The 18,858-nt window shown below is 64.1% G+C and carries 21 protein-coding genes, 1 tRNA gene and 1 pseudogene; 12 read left to right on the forward strand and 11 right to left on the reverse strand.

The features are described from left to right. Positions 1-43: 43 nt before the first annotated feature. Positions 44-1,975 carry a chloride channel protein gene (locus ACQKQD_RS23775; protein ID WP_244492222.1) on the reverse strand — a complete coding sequence of 644 codons (1,932 nt, stop codon included), beginning with the start codon at positions 1,973-1,975 and terminating at the stop codon, positions 44-46. A gap of 221 nt (positions 1,976-2,196) precedes the next feature. Between ACQKQD_RS23775 and ACQKQD_RS23780 the strand changes: the two genes are divergently transcribed. Then, positions 2,197-2,273 (forward strand) — tRNA-His (locus ACQKQD_RS23780). A 223-nt stretch (positions 2,274-2,496) separates the two neighbouring features. Here the strand turns inward: ACQKQD_RS23780 and ACQKQD_RS23785 are convergent. From ACQKQD_RS23785 to ACQKQD_RS23805, 5 genes and pseudogenes are all read right to left on the reverse strand, one after another. After that, complete coding sequence (locus ACQKQD_RS23785; RefSeq protein ID WP_427509722.1) at positions 2,497-2,904, reverse strand: hypothetical protein; 408 nt, start codon at positions 2,902-2,904, stop codon at positions 2,497-2,499. Then, on the reverse strand, positions 2,901-3,260 hold the full coding sequence (locus tag ACQKQD_RS23790; protein WP_427509723.1) for a hypothetical protein: 360 nt from the start codon (positions 3,258-3,260) through the stop codon (positions 2,901-2,903). Before ACQKQD_RS23790 ends, ACQKQD_RS23785 begins: the two co-directional genes overlap by 4 nt. Positions 3,261-3,355: 95 nt before the next feature. Continuing rightward, positions 3,356-3,544 carry a hypothetical protein gene (locus ACQKQD_RS23795; RefSeq protein ID WP_427509724.1) on the reverse strand — a complete coding sequence of 63 codons (189 nt, stop codon included), beginning with the start codon at positions 3,542-3,544 and terminating at the stop codon, positions 3,356-3,358. A gap of 320 nt (positions 3,545-3,864) precedes the next feature. Further along, positions 3,865-4,056, reverse strand: a complete 192-nt coding sequence (locus ACQKQD_RS23800; protein ID WP_427509785.1) for a hypothetical protein — start codon at positions 4,054-4,056, stop codon at positions 3,865-3,867. 423 nt (positions 4,057-4,479) lie between these two features. Continuing rightward, a pseudogene (locus ACQKQD_RS23805) lies at positions 4,480-4,794 on the reverse strand (helix-turn-helix domain-containing protein); the annotation flags it as partial. 869 nt (positions 4,795-5,663) lie between these two features. Between ACQKQD_RS23805 and ACQKQD_RS23810 the strand changes: the two are divergent. From ACQKQD_RS23810 to ACQKQD_RS23820, 3 genes are all read left to right on the forward strand, one after another. After that, complete coding sequence (locus ACQKQD_RS23810) at positions 5,664-6,836, forward strand: zinc-dependent alcohol dehydrogenase (RefSeq protein WP_427509725.1); 1,173 nt, start codon at positions 5,664-5,666, stop codon at positions 6,834-6,836. A 72-nt stretch (positions 6,837-6,908) separates the two neighbouring features. After that, on the forward strand, positions 6,909-7,514 hold the full coding sequence (locus ACQKQD_RS23815) for a cyclase dehydrase (RefSeq protein WP_427509726.1): 606 nt from the start codon (positions 6,909-6,911) through the stop codon (positions 7,512-7,514). 22 nt (positions 7,515-7,536) lie between these two features. Continuing rightward, positions 7,537-8,634 carry a two pore domain potassium channel family protein gene (locus tag ACQKQD_RS23820; RefSeq protein WP_427509784.1) on the forward strand — a complete coding sequence of 366 codons (1,098 nt, stop codon included), beginning with the start codon at positions 7,537-7,539 and terminating at the stop codon, positions 8,632-8,634. Between the two features lie 194 nt (positions 8,635-8,828). Here the strand turns inward: ACQKQD_RS23820 and ACQKQD_RS23825 are convergent, their stop codons facing one another. Further along, positions 8,829-9,284, reverse strand: a complete 456-nt coding sequence (locus tag ACQKQD_RS23825) for a hypothetical protein (protein ID WP_427509727.1) — start codon at positions 9,282-9,284, stop codon at positions 8,829-8,831. A gap of 208 nt (positions 9,285-9,492) precedes the next feature. On the opposite strand from ACQKQD_RS23825, the gene ACQKQD_RS23830 reads away from it, so the two are divergent. Both ACQKQD_RS23830 and ACQKQD_RS23835 read left to right on the forward strand, forming a co-directional pair. Further along, positions 9,493-9,663: a hypothetical protein gene (locus ACQKQD_RS23830; RefSeq protein ID WP_427509728.1), complete on the forward strand. Its 171-nt coding sequence runs from the start codon at positions 9,493-9,495 to the stop codon at positions 9,661-9,663. Positions 9,664-10,526: 863 nt separating this feature from the next. After that, a complete protein-coding gene (locus ACQKQD_RS23835) occupies positions 10,527-11,204 on the forward strand; it encodes a recombinase family protein (RefSeq protein ID WP_427509729.1) in 678 nt (225 codons plus the stop codon). A 91-nt stretch (positions 11,205-11,295) separates the two neighbouring features. On the opposite strand, the gene ACQKQD_RS23840 is transcribed toward ACQKQD_RS23835, so the two are convergent. From ACQKQD_RS23840 to ACQKQD_RS23855, 4 genes are all read right to left on the reverse strand, one after another. Beyond that, complete coding sequence (locus tag ACQKQD_RS23840) at positions 11,296-12,060, reverse strand: DUF5131 family protein (RefSeq protein WP_427509730.1); 765 nt, start codon at positions 12,058-12,060, stop codon at positions 11,296-11,298. A gap of 1 nt (position 12,061) precedes the next feature. Continuing rightward, entirely contained in the window at positions 12,062-13,204 is a 1,143-nt protein-coding gene (locus tag ACQKQD_RS23845) for a three-Cys-motif partner protein TcmP (RefSeq protein WP_427509731.1), read from the reverse strand. Between the two features lie 194 nt (positions 13,205-13,398). Then, entirely contained in the window at positions 13,399-13,647 is a 249-nt protein-coding gene (locus ACQKQD_RS23850; protein WP_427509732.1) for a helix-turn-helix transcriptional regulator, read from the reverse strand. A 149-nt stretch (positions 13,648-13,796) separates the two neighbouring features. After that, the gene (locus tag ACQKQD_RS23855) at positions 13,797-14,957 is read right to left on the reverse strand and encodes a tyrosine-type recombinase/integrase (protein WP_427509733.1); all 1,161 of its coding nucleotides are present in this window, start codon (positions 14,955-14,957) and stop codon (positions 13,797-13,799) included. 448 nt (positions 14,958-15,405) lie between these two features. Between ACQKQD_RS23855 and ACQKQD_RS23860 the strand changes: the two genes are divergently transcribed. From ACQKQD_RS23860 to ACQKQD_RS23885, 6 genes are all read left to right on the forward strand, one after another. After that, positions 15,406-15,789, forward strand: coding sequence for a hypothetical protein (locus ACQKQD_RS23860; protein ID WP_427509734.1), 384 nt, complete (start codon positions 15,406-15,408; stop codon positions 15,787-15,789). A 141-nt stretch (positions 15,790-15,930) separates the two neighbouring features. Further along, positions 15,931-16,497 (forward strand): hypoxanthine phosphoribosyltransferase, encoded by a 567-nt coding sequence (gene hpt, locus ACQKQD_RS23865; RefSeq protein WP_020094392.1) that lies wholly within the window; start codon positions 15,931-15,933, stop codon positions 16,495-16,497. A gap of 163 nt (positions 16,498-16,660) precedes the next feature. Next, positions 16,661-17,026: a response regulator gene (locus tag ACQKQD_RS23870; protein ID WP_007567202.1), complete on the forward strand. Its 366-nt coding sequence runs from the start codon at positions 16,661-16,663 to the stop codon at positions 17,024-17,026. Positions 17,027-17,130: 104 nt separating this feature from the next. Beyond that, complete coding sequence (locus ACQKQD_RS23875; protein WP_091682827.1) at positions 17,131-17,460, forward strand: hypothetical protein; 330 nt, start codon at positions 17,131-17,133, stop codon at positions 17,458-17,460. Positions 17,461-17,524: 64 nt separating this feature from the next. Next, positions 17,525-17,902 (forward strand): hypothetical protein, encoded by a 378-nt coding sequence (locus ACQKQD_RS23880; protein ID WP_427509735.1) that lies wholly within the window; start codon positions 17,525-17,527, stop codon positions 17,900-17,902. Positions 17,903-18,252: 350 nt separating this feature from the next. Next, complete coding sequence (locus tag ACQKQD_RS23885) at positions 18,253-18,807, forward strand: class I SAM-dependent methyltransferase (protein WP_427509736.1); 555 nt, start codon at positions 18,253-18,255, stop codon at positions 18,805-18,807. Positions 18,808-18,858 lie beyond the last annotated feature (51 nt).

Consider the following 18,858-nt stretch of genomic DNA (forward strand, 5'->3'; position numbering starts at 1 on the left):
GATTGGTCCGCGCCGGGATCGGGTCAACACCCCGACCTGACAATCAGTCGGTTTCGCCCGCCATCGCCCGGCGCTGGCGGTCGAGCTCCTCGCTGTAGCGCTTGAGCGTGTGGCTCTCGGTGAGCAGGCCCAGCACCTTCCGGCTCTCGGCGCTCTCGACGACCGCGAGCGCCTCGCTCTCGGTCCGGTCGAAGGCGGCCGCGGCGTCCTTGGCGTTCATGCCCGGCGTCAGGAAATCGTCCGCGTGCAGGAGCAGGTCGGCGAGGACCGGCTGCGCGTCGGCGCCGGAATCCCGGGCGGCCGCGTGCGTCTCGGGCACGTTCAGGATGCCGGCGTAGCGCCCAGCCCCGTCCACGGCGATCACCCGGGAGGGCGAGCCGAGGGGATGGGCGCGCAGGAAGGTGGGCAGCGGCGTGTCCAGGGCCACGGTGCCGGGATTGCGGCGCATCAGCCGGCCGACGGTGAGCGAGCGGATCCAGCCGACGTCGTGGGGGCTGCGGATGCTCTCGCCGCGCAGGTGGAAGCGCCACGTGGCGAAGGAGTAGCCGAAGGTCTTGCGCACGGTGAGGGAAGACGCGATCACCGCCGCCAGCACGACGCCGGTGATCGGCAGGCTGCCGGTGACCTCCAGGGCCAGGAACGTCATGGTGAGCGGGCCGCCGATGACCGCCACCGCCAGGGCGCTCATGCCGATCACCGCGTAGGCGAGCGGCGTCAGGCCGAAATCCGCCAGCGGCGGCACCAGCACGGGGGCGAGGGCGGCGAACAGCTTGCCGGCGATGGCCCCGAGGAACAGCGACGCGAAGAACAGGCCGCCGCGGAAGCCCGAGCCGATCGAGATCGCCGAGGCCGTGGCCTTGGCGGCGAACAGCCCGGCCAGGACCGCGATGCCGTGCCCCTGCCCCTCGGCGGCGAAGTGCATGTGCAGGGCGCCGTGGCCGCCCGAGAGCACCTGCGGCGTCGCGAGCAGCGCCAGCGCGCCGACGCACAGCCCCCCGAAGGCGGGCGCCGCCACCCGCGGCACGCCGGAGGCCTGGACGAGGCGCTCGACCAGCGTGACCCCGCGCATGATCAGGATCCCGAGGCCCGCGCAGAACAGCCCGAGGGCGAGGCTGGGCAGGATCTCGAGGCTGGTGACGTGCGAGGTCGTGACCGCCTGCATGTCGCCGAGATCGACGAGCGGCTGCGCCTCGATCAGGGCGCGCGAGATCAGGTTGCCGCACAGCGCCGCGACGACCACGGGCGTCAGCGTGGCGATCGAGTAGGTGCCGATGATCAACTCGAAGGCGTAGAACGCGCCGGCGAGCGGCGCCCCGAAGCCGGCCGCGATCGCCCCGGCCGCGCCGCAGCCGACCAGGGTGCGCAGGTCGCTGCGCCGCACTTCGAAGGCGATGCCCAGGCGCGAGGCGAGGCCTGAGGCGATCTGTGTGTAGCCGGCTTCCAGCCCCACCGAGGCGCCGGACCCGTTCGAGATGACGTTCTGGAGGGCGAGGTAGAGGCTGTCGCGCAGGGACATGCGGCCGCCGTGCAGGGCGTTGGCCTCGATCGGGTCGATGGCCGGGCGCTTGCGCGGGCCGCGGACGTAGTTGGCGGCGACGATCAGCAGGCCGAGGACGGCGCCGCCGAGGCACGGGCCCACGAGCAGGAGCGCCGGCGGCACGGCGTCGACGGCGCTGAGGCGCGCGCCCGCGGGCAGCTGGTAGAGATGCTCGCGCAGGGTCTGGGTGATCCAGGTCATGGCGGACACCGCCACGCCGGCGACGCAGCCCACCAGGGTCGCGAGGGCGACGAGGCCGCCCTCGCTCCGTCGGACGAGGCTGCGGAGCCGCCCGGGGGCCTGGACGAGCCCGATCCCGGTCCAGCGCCGACGGGGCCTCCGCGCCGGCCTGACGGGCCGCCGGGCCGGGACGTCGGCCGATCCGTCGCCGGGCGCCCTGCCCCCGCCGGCGGCGCCCGATGGCTGTCGCGCGCTCACGGTCCGCCCCCTCGCCTCCGGTCCGCCCGATCGGCGGGGCCGACGCGTCGGCCCCGCCGCCGCAGTTACAGCCGGGGCCGAGCCCGTTGCAAACGGGCGGTGCTGCGGGAGCGCGGCCGGCCCCGGCGCGGGGGGCTCGGACGGCGCTGTCCACGAAGTCCAAATCCCGTGCACGCATCGCCTTGAAAACTGCCGCGGCCCACGATACACCCCGCGCCAGTGCCGCCGTAGCTCAGTTGGTTAGAGCACCAGATTGTGGATCTGGGGGTCCCCCGTTCGAGCCGGGGCGGTGGTACCATCGAATTTCCGATGACGGGTCAAGGGGTTGGCGTAGCGCCGGCCCCTTTTCCGTTTCCGGCCTGCTTACTGGAAAGTGCCTGTAGTAAGCGCACAGTAAGCAGAAGGCGGTCCGCTGCTTACTGGCGGGCTCACAGGGCGAGGCGTCCGACCCCGTTGGCCGCTGTGTGACGTCCGGCTTCCTTGTATCCCTCACAATCCACAGGGCGACTCACCGGCGGCGTTCAGCGGGTCCGGCTGGATGATGATGCCTTGGCGGCCGGAGGGGCCTCAGCGGGCTTCTGTGAAGCTTCGTCGTCGGGGACGTACCCGGTGCGAGACCGCTCGCGGAACACCTCGTTCACGATGTCCTGCATGCGCCGGCCGTCCAGGCGTCCGATCATGCGGGCGATCTCGGCCAGCTCGTCCACGGTGCCCCGGCTCAGGACCGCACGCAGGGCGTCGGGCGATGCTTCGACCTTGGCCTTCTCGGCTGTCTGTTGCTCAGCCATTAGGGCTTCGCGCTTCTCCAGGATTGCGGCCAAAGCGGCCCGCTTCTCGGGGGTGGACTTGAACTTCTCGCCTCTGGCCTTCGCGGCCTGCTCGCGGCGTCGCATCTCGCCGAGGCCCATCATTGCAGCAGTGTTGCTCATGCTCGTTCTCCGGCCTCAAGCCGCAGACGGCTGGCCATTTCGGGGGCCACGTTCTGGACGTAGGCCATGTGGGTGCGATTGCCGGTCTTCCACGGGTTGCCGTAGGTCCGGACAAGGGCGGAGGCTTGGTCTCGCTTGCGGGCGTCGGCCCCGGTGCGGATCGCGGCGTTCATCGCCACCGCGCGCTCTGTGGCGTTCGAGCCGGCCGGGATCGAGCTGCCCGGCGTCGAGACTGTGACAGGCGCTCCCATGCCGACGCTCATCATCGTGAGGGCGTCGTCCAGCGTGCCAACAGGACCGGCGCCAAGGTCGAAGCGGACGTGGCCGGCGTCATCGAGGCTGGCGACCGCGTTCATGGTCGTCTCGATGGTCTCGATTTCCGCCGTGGTGAACTCCCGGCCAGCGGCCTTGCCGAAGGCGCGGATTTGAGGGGCAAGGTGAAGACTGACGCTCACTGGCTGGCCTCACGGATCGCGGGTGCCAGTTCACCGGCTGCGATGAGGGCGGCTGCGAGAGTAGTGCGGAGGTATGCGGGCCGGCTGAGACGCTTGTTCTTGCGGTCGCGGTCCATGGCTTGAGCCATGTCGGCATCGATTTCGACATACGTGCGGACCGCCGCCGGGGCGGGGTTCGTGGTCATCTTGGGTTCTCCTGTGGTGATGGGTGAAGGCATGCGAAAACACGCCGCGGACTGGTGTCCGAGACGTTGAGGCCGGAACGGTATCCGGCGAGTCAGAGGTGTGAGGGGCAGCTACCAGATGCGAGACTGGCAGTATGCCTTGTCTTTAGCACAGAAGGCCCTGTTTGTCAAGCATCCATGCTTCCGAGAAGCAGCCCTCTGCTTCGGGACTACTTCACCAGAAGCTTGGCCGTGGCGGTATCAATGGCTCTTGCGCCCTTCGGGCTTCTCCGGCTTTCAGGATGATGAGGGCTGCTGCCAGCCCTCCACCGTCGAGCCTGTCAAATGGCCATCGAAGGCTTACTCGGCTTCCGGCTTTCGTTCCTGATCCGTATGGCGCCCTTGAAGTAGTCCATCCACGCCTTGTGCCAGTCAGCGTATCTCAGTCCCTTGTTCTTCGCGTGATCCCTGAACTTGTAGAAGGTTGCTTTCAGCTCATCCGGATGGAAGCCGCCGTAGTGATCCACTGCCATGTCCCGGATTTCCCTGGTCCATCCCAGGGTATCCGGCCATGTCGTCGGTTTGGACTGGTTGGTGTGTGTGCTGTCCTGCGCTCCCTGGTGCCCCGTCGAGGGGCGGAAGGGAGTGGCAGGACCGTCCGAAGCTCTTGAGGGAGTAGAGGGAGAGAGAGTTCCTTCGGGAGTTAGAATGGGAGAGTTGGTGTCCGGCTGGCCGGACGGTTGACGGTCCGGTGGGCCGGACGGTTGTAGTCCGGCGGGCCGGACGGTCTCGGATGCCGGAACGTCGTCCTTCGGCACCAGACGGAGATGCGGAGCCTTGCCACGTTGAGGGGCCGGAGAGGCTGGTTTCGCTGCGCGGTCGTGGATCTCCACTCCCTGTAGGACGTACCTGTTGCTGCGGGAGCTGTTGCCGGAGGTCCAGTCAATGAGGCCGGCGTCTCGGAGCGCGTTCAGGTTCTCATGAACCACGCTTCGGGAACGGCCCGTTCCTTCGGATAGCACCAGGAGGGATGGGTTGCACTGGCCCGTGCGCTGGTTGTGGTGGTCGGCCAGACGCCAAGCCAGGACTTTCGCGGAGTCGGTAAGGTCCTTCCGCCTCATGATCGCGTCGAGCCAAATTTGCTTGTCGAACAGGGTCGGGTGAGTTTGTGTCTCTTGCGCTACTGGCGCGGTGCTACCATCTTTCACTTGTTGATCCTTGCAGTGGGTCTTCACCTCTGGCCCTTCCCGTCTTACGCGGTGGAGGGCCATTTCTTTGCGCGCCCTATTTTAGCGGCTCACTTCATGTGGTAATTCGGCGGCTGAATTGCACCAACCGCTTGATGTTGCACTATTTTTCTGGTTGATCCCTATTTCCGCATTTTCCTGCATGTCTTTTGTGGCGTGACGGGATCGTGCCGGCGAAATACGGACGCCCTTCGATCCCCATGCCTGTACAATTCGCCAAGATCGCTCAGGACTGGCGCGAGGTTCGACAGATGGGTTTCCTTTGCTGGCCCTTGTCCTCGCCTTCTGAGCCCTTCTCTGCAAATCGCTGTAGACGTCAGCATTCCTTGGGCCCAACTTCGATCAGCTTGGCCGCTGCAATGTCAGGAAAGCCTGGAGTGCTGGAGGTAACCGCCCGCCGCAAGCGGACGTTCCGCAACCGACCCAACCTAGCCACCCGGACAACTATTGGCGCTTCTCAAAAGCAACCGTTCGCCAAAATTTCCGGCGACTTCGGCTCGGGTGGCAACCGAACCTTGGCCTTTCGTCCCGAAGCAAACACTGAGCCTCTGGCCTGCGGCGGTCGCTGCCCGTAGTCCAAGCATGCGCCGAAGCAGACGTCGTCTGCGCTTGTCCGTTCCGACAGGGCGCATCCGTTCACGGCACCAGATTAGCTCGGCGTCCACCGGGCTTGTCGACCAAATAGTTTTGCCAAATCTGGTCGCTCGCAATCCGTAGAACGGTCCAAATTCATCATCGAATGCATCATTGTCAAGGTTACACGTCGATGGGGGTGTCATTGAGATTTTGTTTTTTGCACTCAGGGCATGAAACATTTTAAGCTGAAGCCCGCTTCGGACGAGAAGATCTAACGCAGGGGAATGAAAAAGCTCATACATGTTAGGAGATTTCCCATGAGGGCGCTGGTTTGGCACGGCACTGAGGACATCCGCTGCGACACGGTCCCGGACCCCAAGATCGAGGATGATCGCGACGCGATCATCAAGGTCACCGCCTGCGCGATCTGCGGCTCGGACCTGCACCTCTACGACCACTTCATGCCTGGCATGGAGAAGGGCGACGTCATGGGCCACGAGTTCATGGGGGAGGTCGTCGAGACCGGCAAAGGCGTCAATGGCGCGCTCAAGAAGGGTGAGCGCATCGTCGTGCCGTTCACAATCATCTGTGGCGAGTGCGACCAGTGTAAGCGCGGCTACTTCTCCGTCTGCGAACGCTCGAACCGCAACAAGGACATCGCCGACAAAGCCTTCGGGCACACCACCGCGGGACTGTTCGGGTACACCCACCTCACGGGCGGGTACCAGGGCGGGCAGGCCGAGTACGTCCGCGTGCCGTTTGCCGACAAGACGCACATCAAGGTGCCGGAGAACCTGAGCGACGAGCAGGTGCTGTTCCTCGGCGACATCTTCCCCACCGGCTGGCAGGCAGCCGTACAGGCTGACATCCAGCCGACCGATACGGTCGCGATCTGGGGCGCTGGCCCCGTCGGTCAGATGACGTTGCGCTCCGCGCTGCTGCTCGGGGCAAAGCAGGTGGTCTGCATCGACAGCGTGCCCGAGCGCCTGGAGATGGCGCGCGCCGGCGGTGCGATCACCATCGACAATAGTCAGGAAAGCACGGTCGAGCGGCTGAACGACCTTACGGGCGGCAAGGGCCCGGAGAAGTGCATCGATGCCGTCGGCATGGAGGCGCATTCACCGCGCGCGCTCGAACACGCTTACGACCGCGTCAAGCAGGCGGTGATGCTGGAGAGCGACCGCGCTTCAGTGCTGCGCGAGATGATCTATGTCTGCCGGCCCGCCGGCATCCTCTCGATCCCGGGCGTCTATGGCGGGCTCATCGACAAGGTGCCGATGGGAGCCCTCATGAACAAGGGACTGACCATCCGCACGGGGCAGACCCACGTGAACCGATGGACCGATGATCTCGTCAAGCGCATCGACGACGGTCAGATCGACCCGTCCTTCGTCATCACCCATCGGGCCAAGCTCGAACAAGGGCCCGAGATGTACAAGACATTCCGCGACAAGAAGGACAACTGCATCAAGGTCGTGCTCAGACCCTGAGTGGCTCCGCGGCCCGTCGCGCTGCGGCGGGCCTGCTCCCTTCGCCCTCCGTGCTCCAGCGAGGAAGTCAGCATGTCTGAGTCCATGTCTCAACGCCGCCGAAGCGGCGATCCCGATCGCTCCGAGTTGCCGAGCTATCTCGTTTCAGATCCGCGCCGCAGACCAGATCCCGCAACTCGGGAGCTTGCCCAAGGCTTAGGTTGGTTCTCGATTGGCCTCGGAGTAACCGAATTGGCGTGCGGCGGCGCCATCGCTCGATGGCTCGGAATGCCGCGCTCGGCTCCGGTCATCCGAGCGTACGGAGTGCGCGAACTCCTCCAAGGGGTCGGGATCCTGGGTGCACGCGACCCGACCCCGTGGATCTCGGCACGTGTGGCCGGCGACGCGCTCGACATCGCCACGGTGCTGCCCGGGCTGGAGGGCCATAACCCGCGCAAGGACAACGTGCTGATCGCCCTCATGGCTCTGGCCGGCGTCACCGCACTCGACGTCATCTGTGCGCGAAGCCTCGCGGAAGCACCCCTCGCTCCGTCTGAGAAGGTCCGACGCGACTACCGCCGCCGCAGCGGCTTCCGCCGTCGTGCCGAGGTGATGCGGGGCGCGGCACGCGGCTTCAAACCGCCGTCCGACATCATCGGCCCAGAAGCGATGCGTCCTTGGACCCTAACCAACGCTTGAGGTCGGAAGGATGGCTGGCCTGATCCTGCCCGCCCTCGAACAGGCATCGGGCGTGCTAGTTATGGGCCTCGTCCTCGCCGACATCTTCCTGACGGTCCTCTACGCGCGCATCGGGACAGGTCTGATCGCGGACAGGGTCGCCCATCTCACCTGGGCGATCTTCCGCGCCGCCGCCGATGCGGCCGGGCAGAAGCGGGGCGCCGTGCTGTCCTTCTGTGGCCCGGTCATCCTCATCGTCTACGTCCTGCTCTGGGCCTTGGGGCTTACCCTCGGAGCCGGCCTGATCATCCATCCCGCGCTCGGTGCGGCGGTTCGGGCGAGCAGTGGCGAGACGCCGGCCGACTTCATGACCGCGCTCTACGCGGGCGGCAGCAGCATGGCGATCGTGGGGGCCAGCGACTTCAAACCGGTCACCGACAGCTACCGCGTCCTCTATCTCGTGAACTCCCTCGTCGGCATGTCGGCGACATCGCTGGTTCTGACCTACGTGATGCAGGTCTACAGCGCGCTCCGGCAACGCAATGCCCTTGGGCTGAAGCTGCATCTCTTGACGGGTGAAAGCGCCGACGCGGCCGAATTGCTGGCGCGGCTCGGGCCCCAGGGACAGTTTAGTTCAGGCTACACCCACCTGGCCGATCTGGCGGCATCCTTGTCTGAGATGAAGGAGGCGCATCATTTCTACCCCGTGCTGTTCTACTTCCGTTTCCGTCAGCCCTATTATTCAGTCTCGGCACAAGTCTTCGTCGCCCTCGACACGGTGTCGCTGATCCGCAGCGGGATCGGAGGCCGTCAGGCGGCATGGCTGAAGGAGGCTGCCGCCGTCGACGCAATCTGGCGCGTCGCCATGCTGCTCGTGGTCACGCTTGAAACGACATTCTTACCCGGAGACCTGCCCACGCCAACCGACGTCAGCAGGGCCGAGAGCGAGGCGTGGCGCACGCGCTTCGCAGAAGCTGTCAGGCAGCTTTCTTCGGCGGGGATCGAGGCGATGCCCAACGAGGAAGGCGCCGAGATTTATCTCGCGCAACGGGCACGATGGCAGCCGCACATCGCGCGACTGGCACCCTTGATGGCGTACCACATCGACGAACTGAGACCCGGCGGAGACAATCGCCGATGATATGTTCTCTCCCTGTAAGTGCGCGTAGACGATGTCCGCCTCAATGCATCCGCCGTCCAGAAGCAGACCGGCAGCGAACCACCCAACCCGGTCGTAGGTCTCTGCCTCACCGATCACCCCGTAAGCGGACGTTCCAAGCTTCCCCAAGGGGTCGTGAGCAGCCACCTCACGCTCAAGCTGACCAAGTTCGGACCTTAGAGCCGGAACCGGAACGGTTGGAGGCCGGGGATCTTGAAACCGCCCCTGGCCAGATCGACCGGAATACCGGCGGATGTCGTGCCCCTGAACGTGTGTGCGGCGATGGTGTTGAGCCGGTCATGATGCTTTCCGGCCAACCCCCAGTAGGCGTGCTCCACCGCGTCCGCGAGGGTTGGGTCCAGCGCGTAGGTGCCGTCACGGCTCGCCCACGAGTGCGGGATCGGTCGGCGCGTACCTGATCGCAGCACGTAGCCCGATGTGAACCGGCCGAGGCCGCGATCCTCGAAGTCCTGTGCGCCGAGGACGCAATCGCCCATCGGCCAGCGGCGGACGCCAGCAGGGAGCGAGACGCCTCTGTAGTTCTGACCGTTCTCGATGATGAAATCCAAATCGGCCGGCCGTATCTTCGTGTTCTCGCGAAGTGCGATGATGACCGTGTGGTCACGACTCATGGTAATCGGGTCCTTTTGGCAGAATAAATTTTTCTCACGACAGCCATAGGCCCCCCTATACTGCCAGAAAAACTGACTTGCATTCTTGCGAGTGATGTGTGTTACATGCAAGCGAAGGTGTGTGCCTTATGAATTGATGAACACTGCGGAATGATCCATCTTGCTCTTGCAACACGGCAATGGTTGCCGTAGGTTCAGAGACACACAGATGTTGGATCACGAGACCTACTCGAAGCTGGCCGATCTCGGATGGGATCTTGGCAGGGCTGCCGACCGCATGAATGAGGCTGGAGACAGCAACGGTGCGCTGGTCGCCAGTGACGCTCTCGCTGCGCTGATTGATCTGCTTGAACGATACGAGAGCCGCGTCGAGGCGTAGGCTCAGGGCCTGTCAAAGCGCCGGGACGAACGCGCGTCCCGTGCCGCGTTCCGTCTATCTCTGTCATCCTTGAGGGCTTGCTCACGTAGCAGGCCCTCTCGTTGTTCCAGGGACCGGGCTTGCCGCTCTTGCGCGCGTGCGCTGTCCCGAAGGGCGTTGATCGCCTGCGTGTCGTCCAGGCTCTGGCCGGAGGCCGTCACTGGGGCGAGGGACAGGAGCAGGGTGAGACCGGCGAGACGCATGGGGTAGATGTAGAGTCCCCATGTCTAAGGGCGAGACCTACAGGTCCACTGGCCTCACTTTCTCGATGGTATGTTCGCAAGCAGGCGAGCAACTTCATCGCGACTCATCGGATACTTGTTCGATTTACTCCGTGCAGTTTGCACCAGAGGAACCGAAAGCATCAAATCTATTCGCTGTCGCTTCTCATCGATCTTGGGCGATCCGATGACTCTTACTCTGTCGGTCATTGGCATTTACTTTTCTCAGTTGCAGGGGGACGGCGCGGTCATCACCGGACCGTAGGATGCCAGCACACGCCTCCGGTCGAGGCTGGCGAGACGGTTGAGAGCCGTCAGGGCACGGGCGAGGTGCGAGGCATCGCCCTCCGCACACGCGAGGGCTTCACACAGCGCGGTGGCGCGGGGTCCGGCCATGAGGCGGGCAACGGCCCGTAGGGTACGGCACCGGGCGATACGCTCGCACGGCGGTAGGTTCGGCGCCCATGGGCCGAATGCGTCAGATGAGTTCATGATCGTTTCTTGGTGTTGAGCCGGGCGCGATTTCCTCGCGCGGAGGCCGGAAAGGGAGTTGCGTTACAACTCCAAACGCTCGTATGGTGATGTCACACCGGAGACGCTGACATGTCCGCCACTTCTCGCACCCTGGTTTCCTACCTCCGGGTTTCGACGGATCGGCAGGGCAAGAGCGGTCTGGGGCTTGAGGCACAGCGCAAGGCGATTGAGGCGTTCGCCGCGTCCAACGGTTTCGAGCTGGAGGCCGAGTTCGTTGAGGTCGAGACGGGCAAGGGCGCCGACGCCCTGGACCGCCGGCCTCAGCTCGCCGCTGCTCTGGCTGTTGCTCGCAAGGCCAAGTGCGCGGTGGTGGTGGCCAAGCTGGACCGCCTATCCCGAGACGTGGCGTTCGTTGCTGGCCTTATGGCGCAGCGGGTGCCGTTCCTGGTGGCCGAGCTTGGTGAGGGTGTGGACCCGTTCGTGCTCCACCTCTACGCCGCTTTGGCCGAGAAAGAGCGCGCCATGATCTCAGCCCGCACGAAAGCCGCTCTGGCCGGCAAGGTCGGGACTGGGGTTCTCGGAAACCGGACGAACCTTGCTGAGGCCAGTGCCAAGGGTGCCAGCGCCAACCGTGACGCTGCCCGTGCCTTCGCCGAGAACGTCCGGCCGGTGATCGAGGCCATCCGCGCCTCTGGTGTCACGTCCAACCGTGGGATCGCGGCCGAGCTGAACGCCCGCCGGGTCGAGACCGTGCGCGGCGGAACTTGGTCTGCTGTCCAGGTCGGGCGCATCCTGGCAGCCGCCTGAGGCTCCGGCCTACACCGCTGTGACCGTGATCGTGTCGATCTGCACGAAGTCGGTCGAGCTGTCGCGCTTTGTCTCGGGCGTTGGACCTGTATCAGATCGCCGTTTGGCCTTCTGCCTGTCTCGGCCACTGATCCCAGGTTCTGCCGTCCAGCGTCCGACCTGTAGTGCTTTTCACCTTCCCGCCCCACTGCTTGAAGTGGAACGGCACATTGGCATCAAGGCATCGGTCGCGTATCTCCCGCACCCAATTCGGGTCGATAGGTCTGGCAGCCGGGCCGCTTTCTCCACCAACAATGACCCAATCGATGCCGGTTAGGTTTAGCTCTGGCAGTGGTCCGAGCAGAGGCTCAAGCGATAGGAACTTGACGCGGGCGCCGCTCGCGCGAAGCTCATCGATCCGGTGGACGTATTCCTCGCTCTCGACACTTACGCCCATCCAAACATTCGACGGCCAGCGCAGACTGTCGGATACTGCGGCCAACCTCTCTGCGCGTTTTGTCAAAATCTGGTATGTATGTCGCTCAGTTTCGGACATCACCCGAAAGACATCTCGGATGTATTCTACCGGGACGTCCTCATGGAAAAGGTCGGACATGCTGTTGACGAAGATCCTGCGACCGCGTTTCCACTGACGCGGAACGTCGAGAGACTTTCGGTCTAGAACGATCTTTCCCGTCCAAACATGTCGAGCGCCTGATTTTCGAGTGGTGCCCGCGTATTTCTCTTGCCCCATAATTTGGAGTCGAGCCGCCATACGCATGGCATAACAGTTCGTACAGCCCGGCGAGACGATGTTGCAGCCAGCAACCGGGTTCCATGTTGCGTCCGTCCATTCGATGGATGACGAGATGGCCATGCTACTTCTCCAAAGCCGGAAACTTGACCAGCGTTGCATCGCTGAACGTCCGCTGACCATTTTTCATCGGTCGCTTTGCAGCGGGCTTGTTGGCAACGATCTGACCTTGCTCCTCAAGTTCATTCAAGGCCGCCTTGTAGTTCTTTGCGATGTATGGCTTGTCCACATTGTGGTCTTCGTAGATCTGGAGCATCGTCAAAGTGCGGCCGGCGTAAGATTTCAGAAGATCGCCCTTCAGTGCGCTCAGTGGCTGGGATAGTGAGAATAGAAGAGGTGTATCAGCCTCTGCCGGTGAGTATGCAAACGATGGCACACCTTCATCTTCTGTTGAGCTTTCGCGGGCCATGATGTCTTTCATGATGGCGTATCCGCGAAAATCTTTCGTCACGAAGATCAGGGCGTGTGAAGTTCGATGCCCATCGCCACGCTTGAAACGAAATGGCAGTACGAACCTTGCACCAAGATCCTTCAAGGCACCTGCCAACTCTTCCAGGATGTAGATCTCTCGCTGCCTCGGGTTCATGGTGCGTACAAATCCACGCATCTTTTCGGCCCGCTCTCGGCCGAAGAGCGCATCCATGTGTCTCTCTACATAGGAATTTGTGATGCCGGCGTTGATGCGTCCGTAGTTGAAGAAGAAAACGCAGTCACATCCCCAGTCTTTCACCATTGCGTGAATGAACCGAGACGAAAGCCCTTTGTAACCGAAGGGATCAACGAAGGAAAAAGTGGGACATAGATTTGTTTTGGCGAACATTTCCTCGGCGTCCCGGTCGACCTCTGAGCAGTGTATCTGCGGAGCGTGCTTGAGCGATCCTACCCCGCCAAGAGCGCCTACTGCTTCTCTGAGGGACGAAATGTTGGCCTCGTCCTTGTCGTTGAACATGGTCACCAAAAGCGATGCCAGCTCAGGGTTCTTGATTGCATGCTCAAGAACCATGATCGGTGTAGATTTGGATCCATCGGTATAACGACCTGGTCCGCAGAACAGATCGATGTAGGCGAGCTTATCAATCCTTCCATACTGCTTTCGCACGCCCAGCATCACGTTGCTCCAAGCGTCAAAATACTTGGAGACGATGTGCGCCTTCACCAATGATTGGTCGCGCTGCTCCTCGAAAAATTCCTGACCCTTCGCAGCCACTGAACCTGTCCTCCGGTGTCCAACTTACACCATAGAGGCGCCGCACGGAAACGAAACGGGAACAAGGCCAATCCGCACGCTTTTTTTCGCTCTTAGGTTGCGATGAGTCCTCTTTGAGATGGCCGTTGGGACAGCCCGCACATGCAATCTTGAGATGGCGGGGCTGAGGTCGGTAGCCCCTGCCACCTCAGACATCACGCTGCCTTGGCTCCCTGGCAATCCTTCCACGCCCGACCACTCTCCCGGCAATCCTGCCAATCGAGAAGGTCGCCTATCCTCCAGCCGATGCGTCGCTCGGAAAGCTGAATTGGAGCCGGAATGGTACCGGCCCCTCGCATGTTGCGAAGGGTGTTGACCGAGACACCACAGAACGCGGCGGCGTCCTCGGCCTTCATGATGCGCCGTCTGGCAATATCCGGCGGTAGGGTGTCGATGATGTTCATCGGTGCTCCTTGAGGGTCATGAACCCTCATGTGGGGAGCAATCGGGCTTCATGCGGTTGAAAAATCTACTCTGCCGCGAATTTGGAGATAATTTCTCCATCCGTCAGACATCTCTGACGCCAAACGAAAAGATTTCTCCGCTTCTGTGCTCATCGCGTCAGGTTCGCCAGAAAGTCAGCCCAACGGTTCAGCGCATCGCGCTTTTCCACCCTGTATGTCGCGAGGTTGTAGACCTTCTTCATGCCTTCCGGGGTGTGGTTCGTGATGGCACTGAGGATGTGAGGCTGAACGCCAACGTGCTCTGCCATCAGCGTGGTCGCGGTCCGACGGAGGTCATGAACTGTCCACGGTGCCAGCGTAGCCCCGGCAGCTGCAATCCGCTTGTCGAGCCGCTCCTTGCTGTTGCTCCAACCGGAGAAGCCGCCAACGCCCTGTCCGAACACAAGGGACCGGCCAGCGAGACGCGGCTTGTCCCGGAGCAATTGGACAGCCAACGGGGACAGCGGGACCTCATGCTTCCGGCCGTTCTTCGCGCGGTCACCGGGGAGCATCCAAACTGCGCCGTCGAGGTCCAACTCGGCTTCGTCCATGTTTCCGACTTCATTCCGGCGCTGCGCCGTGAGCAGCAACAGCTTGACCATCACGCCGTGATCGTCGTTCCGGCAAGCCTTCCAAACTGCCTGGACTTCTTCGCATGACAGGAAGCGGTCGCGCGGCTTCTCATCCGCCTGCTTGTTGGTGCCGGTGACAGGGTTGCTCTCTGCTCGCCCATCCCCAATGGCCCAACTGTAGAGGCCGGACAGTGCCGAACGGGCGCGGTTCGCATTCACTGGGCCGTTCTCGGCAATGGTGTTGAGTTGGGCCGCCACGTCCGCCCGCTTGATGCCATTCAGCGGCATGCCGGCGAGAGGCGCCCACGCCTTCATCAGGTGGCGCTCGACCTCTTGGTAGGATCGGGGCTTGAGCCGTTCCTTCGCCTTCGCAAGGTACGTTGCCGTCACCGACCCGAGGGTGATGCCAGCCTGTCGTCTGGCTTCAGCCTTCTCGGCCTGCGGATCGCTGCCGGTCTGCGCTTTGGCCAAGTCCGTCCTGGCCTTACGTCGAGCCTCATCCAAGCTGAGGGTATCCACCCGGCCAAGGGTGATGCGACGAGATCGCCCATCCTGTGTCCGGTACTGTGCAACGTACTGTCGCGCTCCACCGGCATTCAGCTTCACGCCGAAGCCTTTCAGGGTGTCATCCCAGAAGAAGGCATCCTTCTTCCCTGGCGGCAGTGTCAGCGCCTCGATGGCCTGCTTCGTGAGCCGCATCCATCACCCTCCCAACGCGATCCAGTAAGCGCACAGTAAGCAGCTTCATGCCGTCAAACTGTTGCTCATTGCAACGCCGGACTGAGGGTATCTGTTCAAAATCAGCAACTTAAGCTGGTTACTGATGCTCGATAGCACACTGGCCACCAGATTGTGGATCTGGGGGTCCCCCGTTCGAGCCGGGGCGGTGGTACCATCCATTTCAGCTCGACAGCGCGAGGGGTTGGCGGATCGCCAGCCCCTTTTGCTTGTGCGCGGATGGCGCCGCGCCGGATCAGGGCCGGCCCGAACCCCGACCCGATCGGAGTCGACGGGACCGGTCCTCGCGCCGGAGCCGGCCTCTACACAGGCGGCAGCTCCAATGCTCACGCACGTTATAGAATCGCCAAATTTGGTCGCATAGCGTCCCGGCTCGGAGAAGACTATCTTCGTTAGCGTGAAGACTGCCATGAAGAGCACGACACAGCAGGATCAGCTCGAGATCGTGAGCGACCTCGCGGCCTCCCTCGCCGACCGGATGCTGATGGAGCGCCTGACGCAGGGGAAGCTGCCCCTCGCGAACGCGAGCCGCCTCTGGACCGCCTCGCTGCTCCTGGAAGAGCACGCGCGGCCCATCCCGCGCATCGTGACGGACGTCCTCGAGCAGGTCCGGCACGTCGAACCGGGCGAACCGGGCGAACCGGGCGACGACCCGGCCGACGGGGACGACACCGACGGGACCGGTGCGGGGCCGGAACCGGACCGGGCCGCGGCGCGGCGTCCGGCCCGGCCGACGCCCCGGCGCGGGCTCACCCGCCTGCTCCGACCGTTCCGGCAGGCGGCCGAAGCCTGACCCGCATCGACGGAGCCGCCCGGTGACGGCGCGGGACCATCGTGGCGGATCCGGAGTTCCCCGCGCGCGCCCGGGACGCTAAGACCGTCTCCGAGCGTGGCGGCGGACTCCGCCGCGCCAACGGGCTTCGGGACACGAGAGATGAGCATCCCTGAACGGCGCGTCCGGACCCTGTTCGACGAGGCGGCCATCGCCAAGCGCAACGACGAGCTCGCGCGCGAGATCCTCGCCGCGCGGCCCGAGAACCTCCTCGTCGTGGCGGTGCTCAAGGGCAGCTTCATGTTCGCGGCCGACCTGCTCCGGTCGCTGCACCGGGTGGGTCTCGCCCCGCAGGTCGAGTTCGTGCACCTGTCGAGCTACCGCACCGGGACGGTCTCCAGCGGGCAGGTCGAGATCCTGCGCGACGTACAGAGCGAGGTGCGCGGGCGGGACGTGCTGCTCGTGGACGACATCCTGGAATCCGGCCGGACCGTCGTCTTCGCCAAGGACCTGCTGATGGCCCGCGGCGCCCGGCGCGTCCTCACCGCGGTGCTGCTGGAGAAGCCCGGCAAGCGCGCCGTGACGATCGACGCGGATTTCGTCGGCTTCACCTGCCCCGACGTGTTCGTCGTCGGCTACGGGATGGACGCCGCCCACGCCTTCCGCCAGTTGCCCTTCGTGGGCGTGGTCGATTACGGGGACGGCGCCCCGGATCTGTTCGACGCCTGACCGTGCCCGCGGCGCGGCATTTTCGCCGCACGCCGCGACCCGCGGGACGATTCAGCCTGCAACGACTTGACAGACGGAGAATTCGTCTGCGTCTGTCGACATTTGAGCGTGCGCGGCGTCGCGACGCGGCGCGTGCGGATTTTGGGGACGGTTACGGGACCACATGGCGCGCATCCTCCTGGTGGATGACGAAGAGACCGTCCGGGGCTTCCTGAAGCGGGGGCTCGAGATCGACGGGCACGCGGTCGTCACGGCCAACGACGGCAGCGACGGGCTCGACCGCCTCAACGAGGCCGACGGCGGCTTCGACCTGATGCTCACCGACATCCGCATGCCGCTCATGGACGGCATCGCGCTGGCCCTCGCCGCCAAGCGCGATTTCCCCGACCTGACCATCCTGCTGATGACCGGCTTCGCCGATCAGCGCGAGCGCGCGCGCGGGCTCGACGCCATCGTCACCGACGTGCTGACCAAGCCCTTCTCCCTGGCGGATCTGCGCGCCACGGTGAGGCGGGCGCTCGCCGCCTGAGCCGGGCGAGACCGGTTCAGAAGAACTTAAACATTGCTCTTAGGTTGAGCTTCACGAAAGCGTGGCATCTTCGGTCCGACTGATCAGACCGAGCACGGAACGCCATGTATCGCCGGGACCGGGACATCGACGCGGCGGCGTACCAGGCGGACCGCTACGGCTGGGAGCCGGACGACACGGACTGGGACGACGACCGCGACGCGCGGCGGCCGCGCAGAGGCGTCGTCGGCCGGCTCTTCTCTCCGACGAAGCTCGCCCTCCTCGCGGTGCCGGCCGGGCTGTTCCTGTACGGCAGCTTCGCGGATTGCAGCGCCCGCCCGGCGGCGGGCTGGCTCGGTCTTGTCGGAGCCGGGGCCTGCGCCCGTACCGAGATGCTCGGCAACGTCCTGTCGATCCAGGACAACCTCGCGCTCCTGAAGCGGCTCATCGACTGAGCGCCCGCTCAAGGCCCTTCCGCGCTCCGCCGATCCGCTCCGAACCGACCTCCGCGAGGCCGCCATGTCCACCCGCCCGCTCCTCCCGGCCTCGTCCGGCCGCGTCTCTGACGCCCTCGAGGAGGCCCAGTTCCGCGCTCGCATGGCGCGGGTCGGCCCGGACGGTGCGCAGCGCACCCCGCGCCGGAACCGGGCGCCCGAGCGGCGTCGCGGCTTCCGGCTCGGCTGGAAGGGCTGGCTCGTCGTCGACTGCCTGGTCGTGCTGCTGGTCGTGGCGGGGGTGGTGGCGTGGCCGCCGGTCCAGTCCTGCCGCAACCTGGACCAGACGGTCGGGTTCTACGCCGGCGATTCCGTCGGCAAATGCATCCGGCGCGGCATCGCCGACCGCCTCGACACCGCCGACCAGCGCCTCAAGAGCCTGATCCGCCGCTCGGGCCATTGAGGGCCGGCCGCGCAGATCCTGGCGCGGCTCGGATTGAGCGGCGCTTGTACGCCGTTTCTGCGAACCGAGTATCTGTCTCGCGCGCCCCGCCACCTTCCGTTCTCAGCGCCCCCCACGCGGTGGCGGCGGGTCTGAACCGGTACGCCTGTGCCGACTAACGAAACTATTGAAAAGATATCACATCCAACACTCGAAATGTTCCAGGGCGCCCATACGTTGGTGCCGTATTACACCAGTGGACGAGTGCTCATGTCCGGATATCGAAATCTGGGTCTAGCTGCCGTCTCGACGGCGACTACGTTGTCAAAACTGAGTTGAATCGAACGCCATATTCCTGGCTGCTCGAACGCATGGAGCGCAAGAGCCGGCACTTCAGAACGTTCGCCGACGACATGAAGCAATTCGCCGATTTATCGGACGTCGCTGACCGCGACCTCGACGGCCGGACACCGCTCCTGCCGAACGGCTACTTCAGCTACGGCGACGCATTGGCCCTGACGACTGTCCTCGCCACACGCAGGCCAGCCCGGTATGTCGAGGTCAGAAGCGGCAACAGTACGAAATTCGCTCGCCGCGCAATCGGCAAGTACAAGCTCGACACCAAGATCGAGTGCATCGACCCCAATCCGCGCTCAAGCGTCCGCGACATTGCGGATAAGTGGATTTCTAACGGCCTCCTCGATGTTGACCCGTCCTACTTTCAATCGCTGAAGGGTGGCGATGTGCTGATGCTGGATGGCAGCCATCTCCTGTTCCATGGCAGCGACACGACGCATTTCTTCCTGCGAATCTACCCGCTTCTCCGACCGGGCGTGATCATGCATGCGCACGACATCCATCTGCCATATGAGTATCTTGAGACTGCGACAGGCTTTTTTGGAACGAGCAATACATTCTCGCCATGATTTTTTACTATAAGCCTGCGTCCGACATTATCGCTCCGATCAAGTACAGGC

It is taken from the genome of Methylobacterium sp. NPDC080182, from assembly GCF_050281105.1.
Classification (GTDB): Bacteria; Pseudomonadota; Alphaproteobacteria; order Rhizobiales; family Beijerinckiaceae; genus Methylobacterium.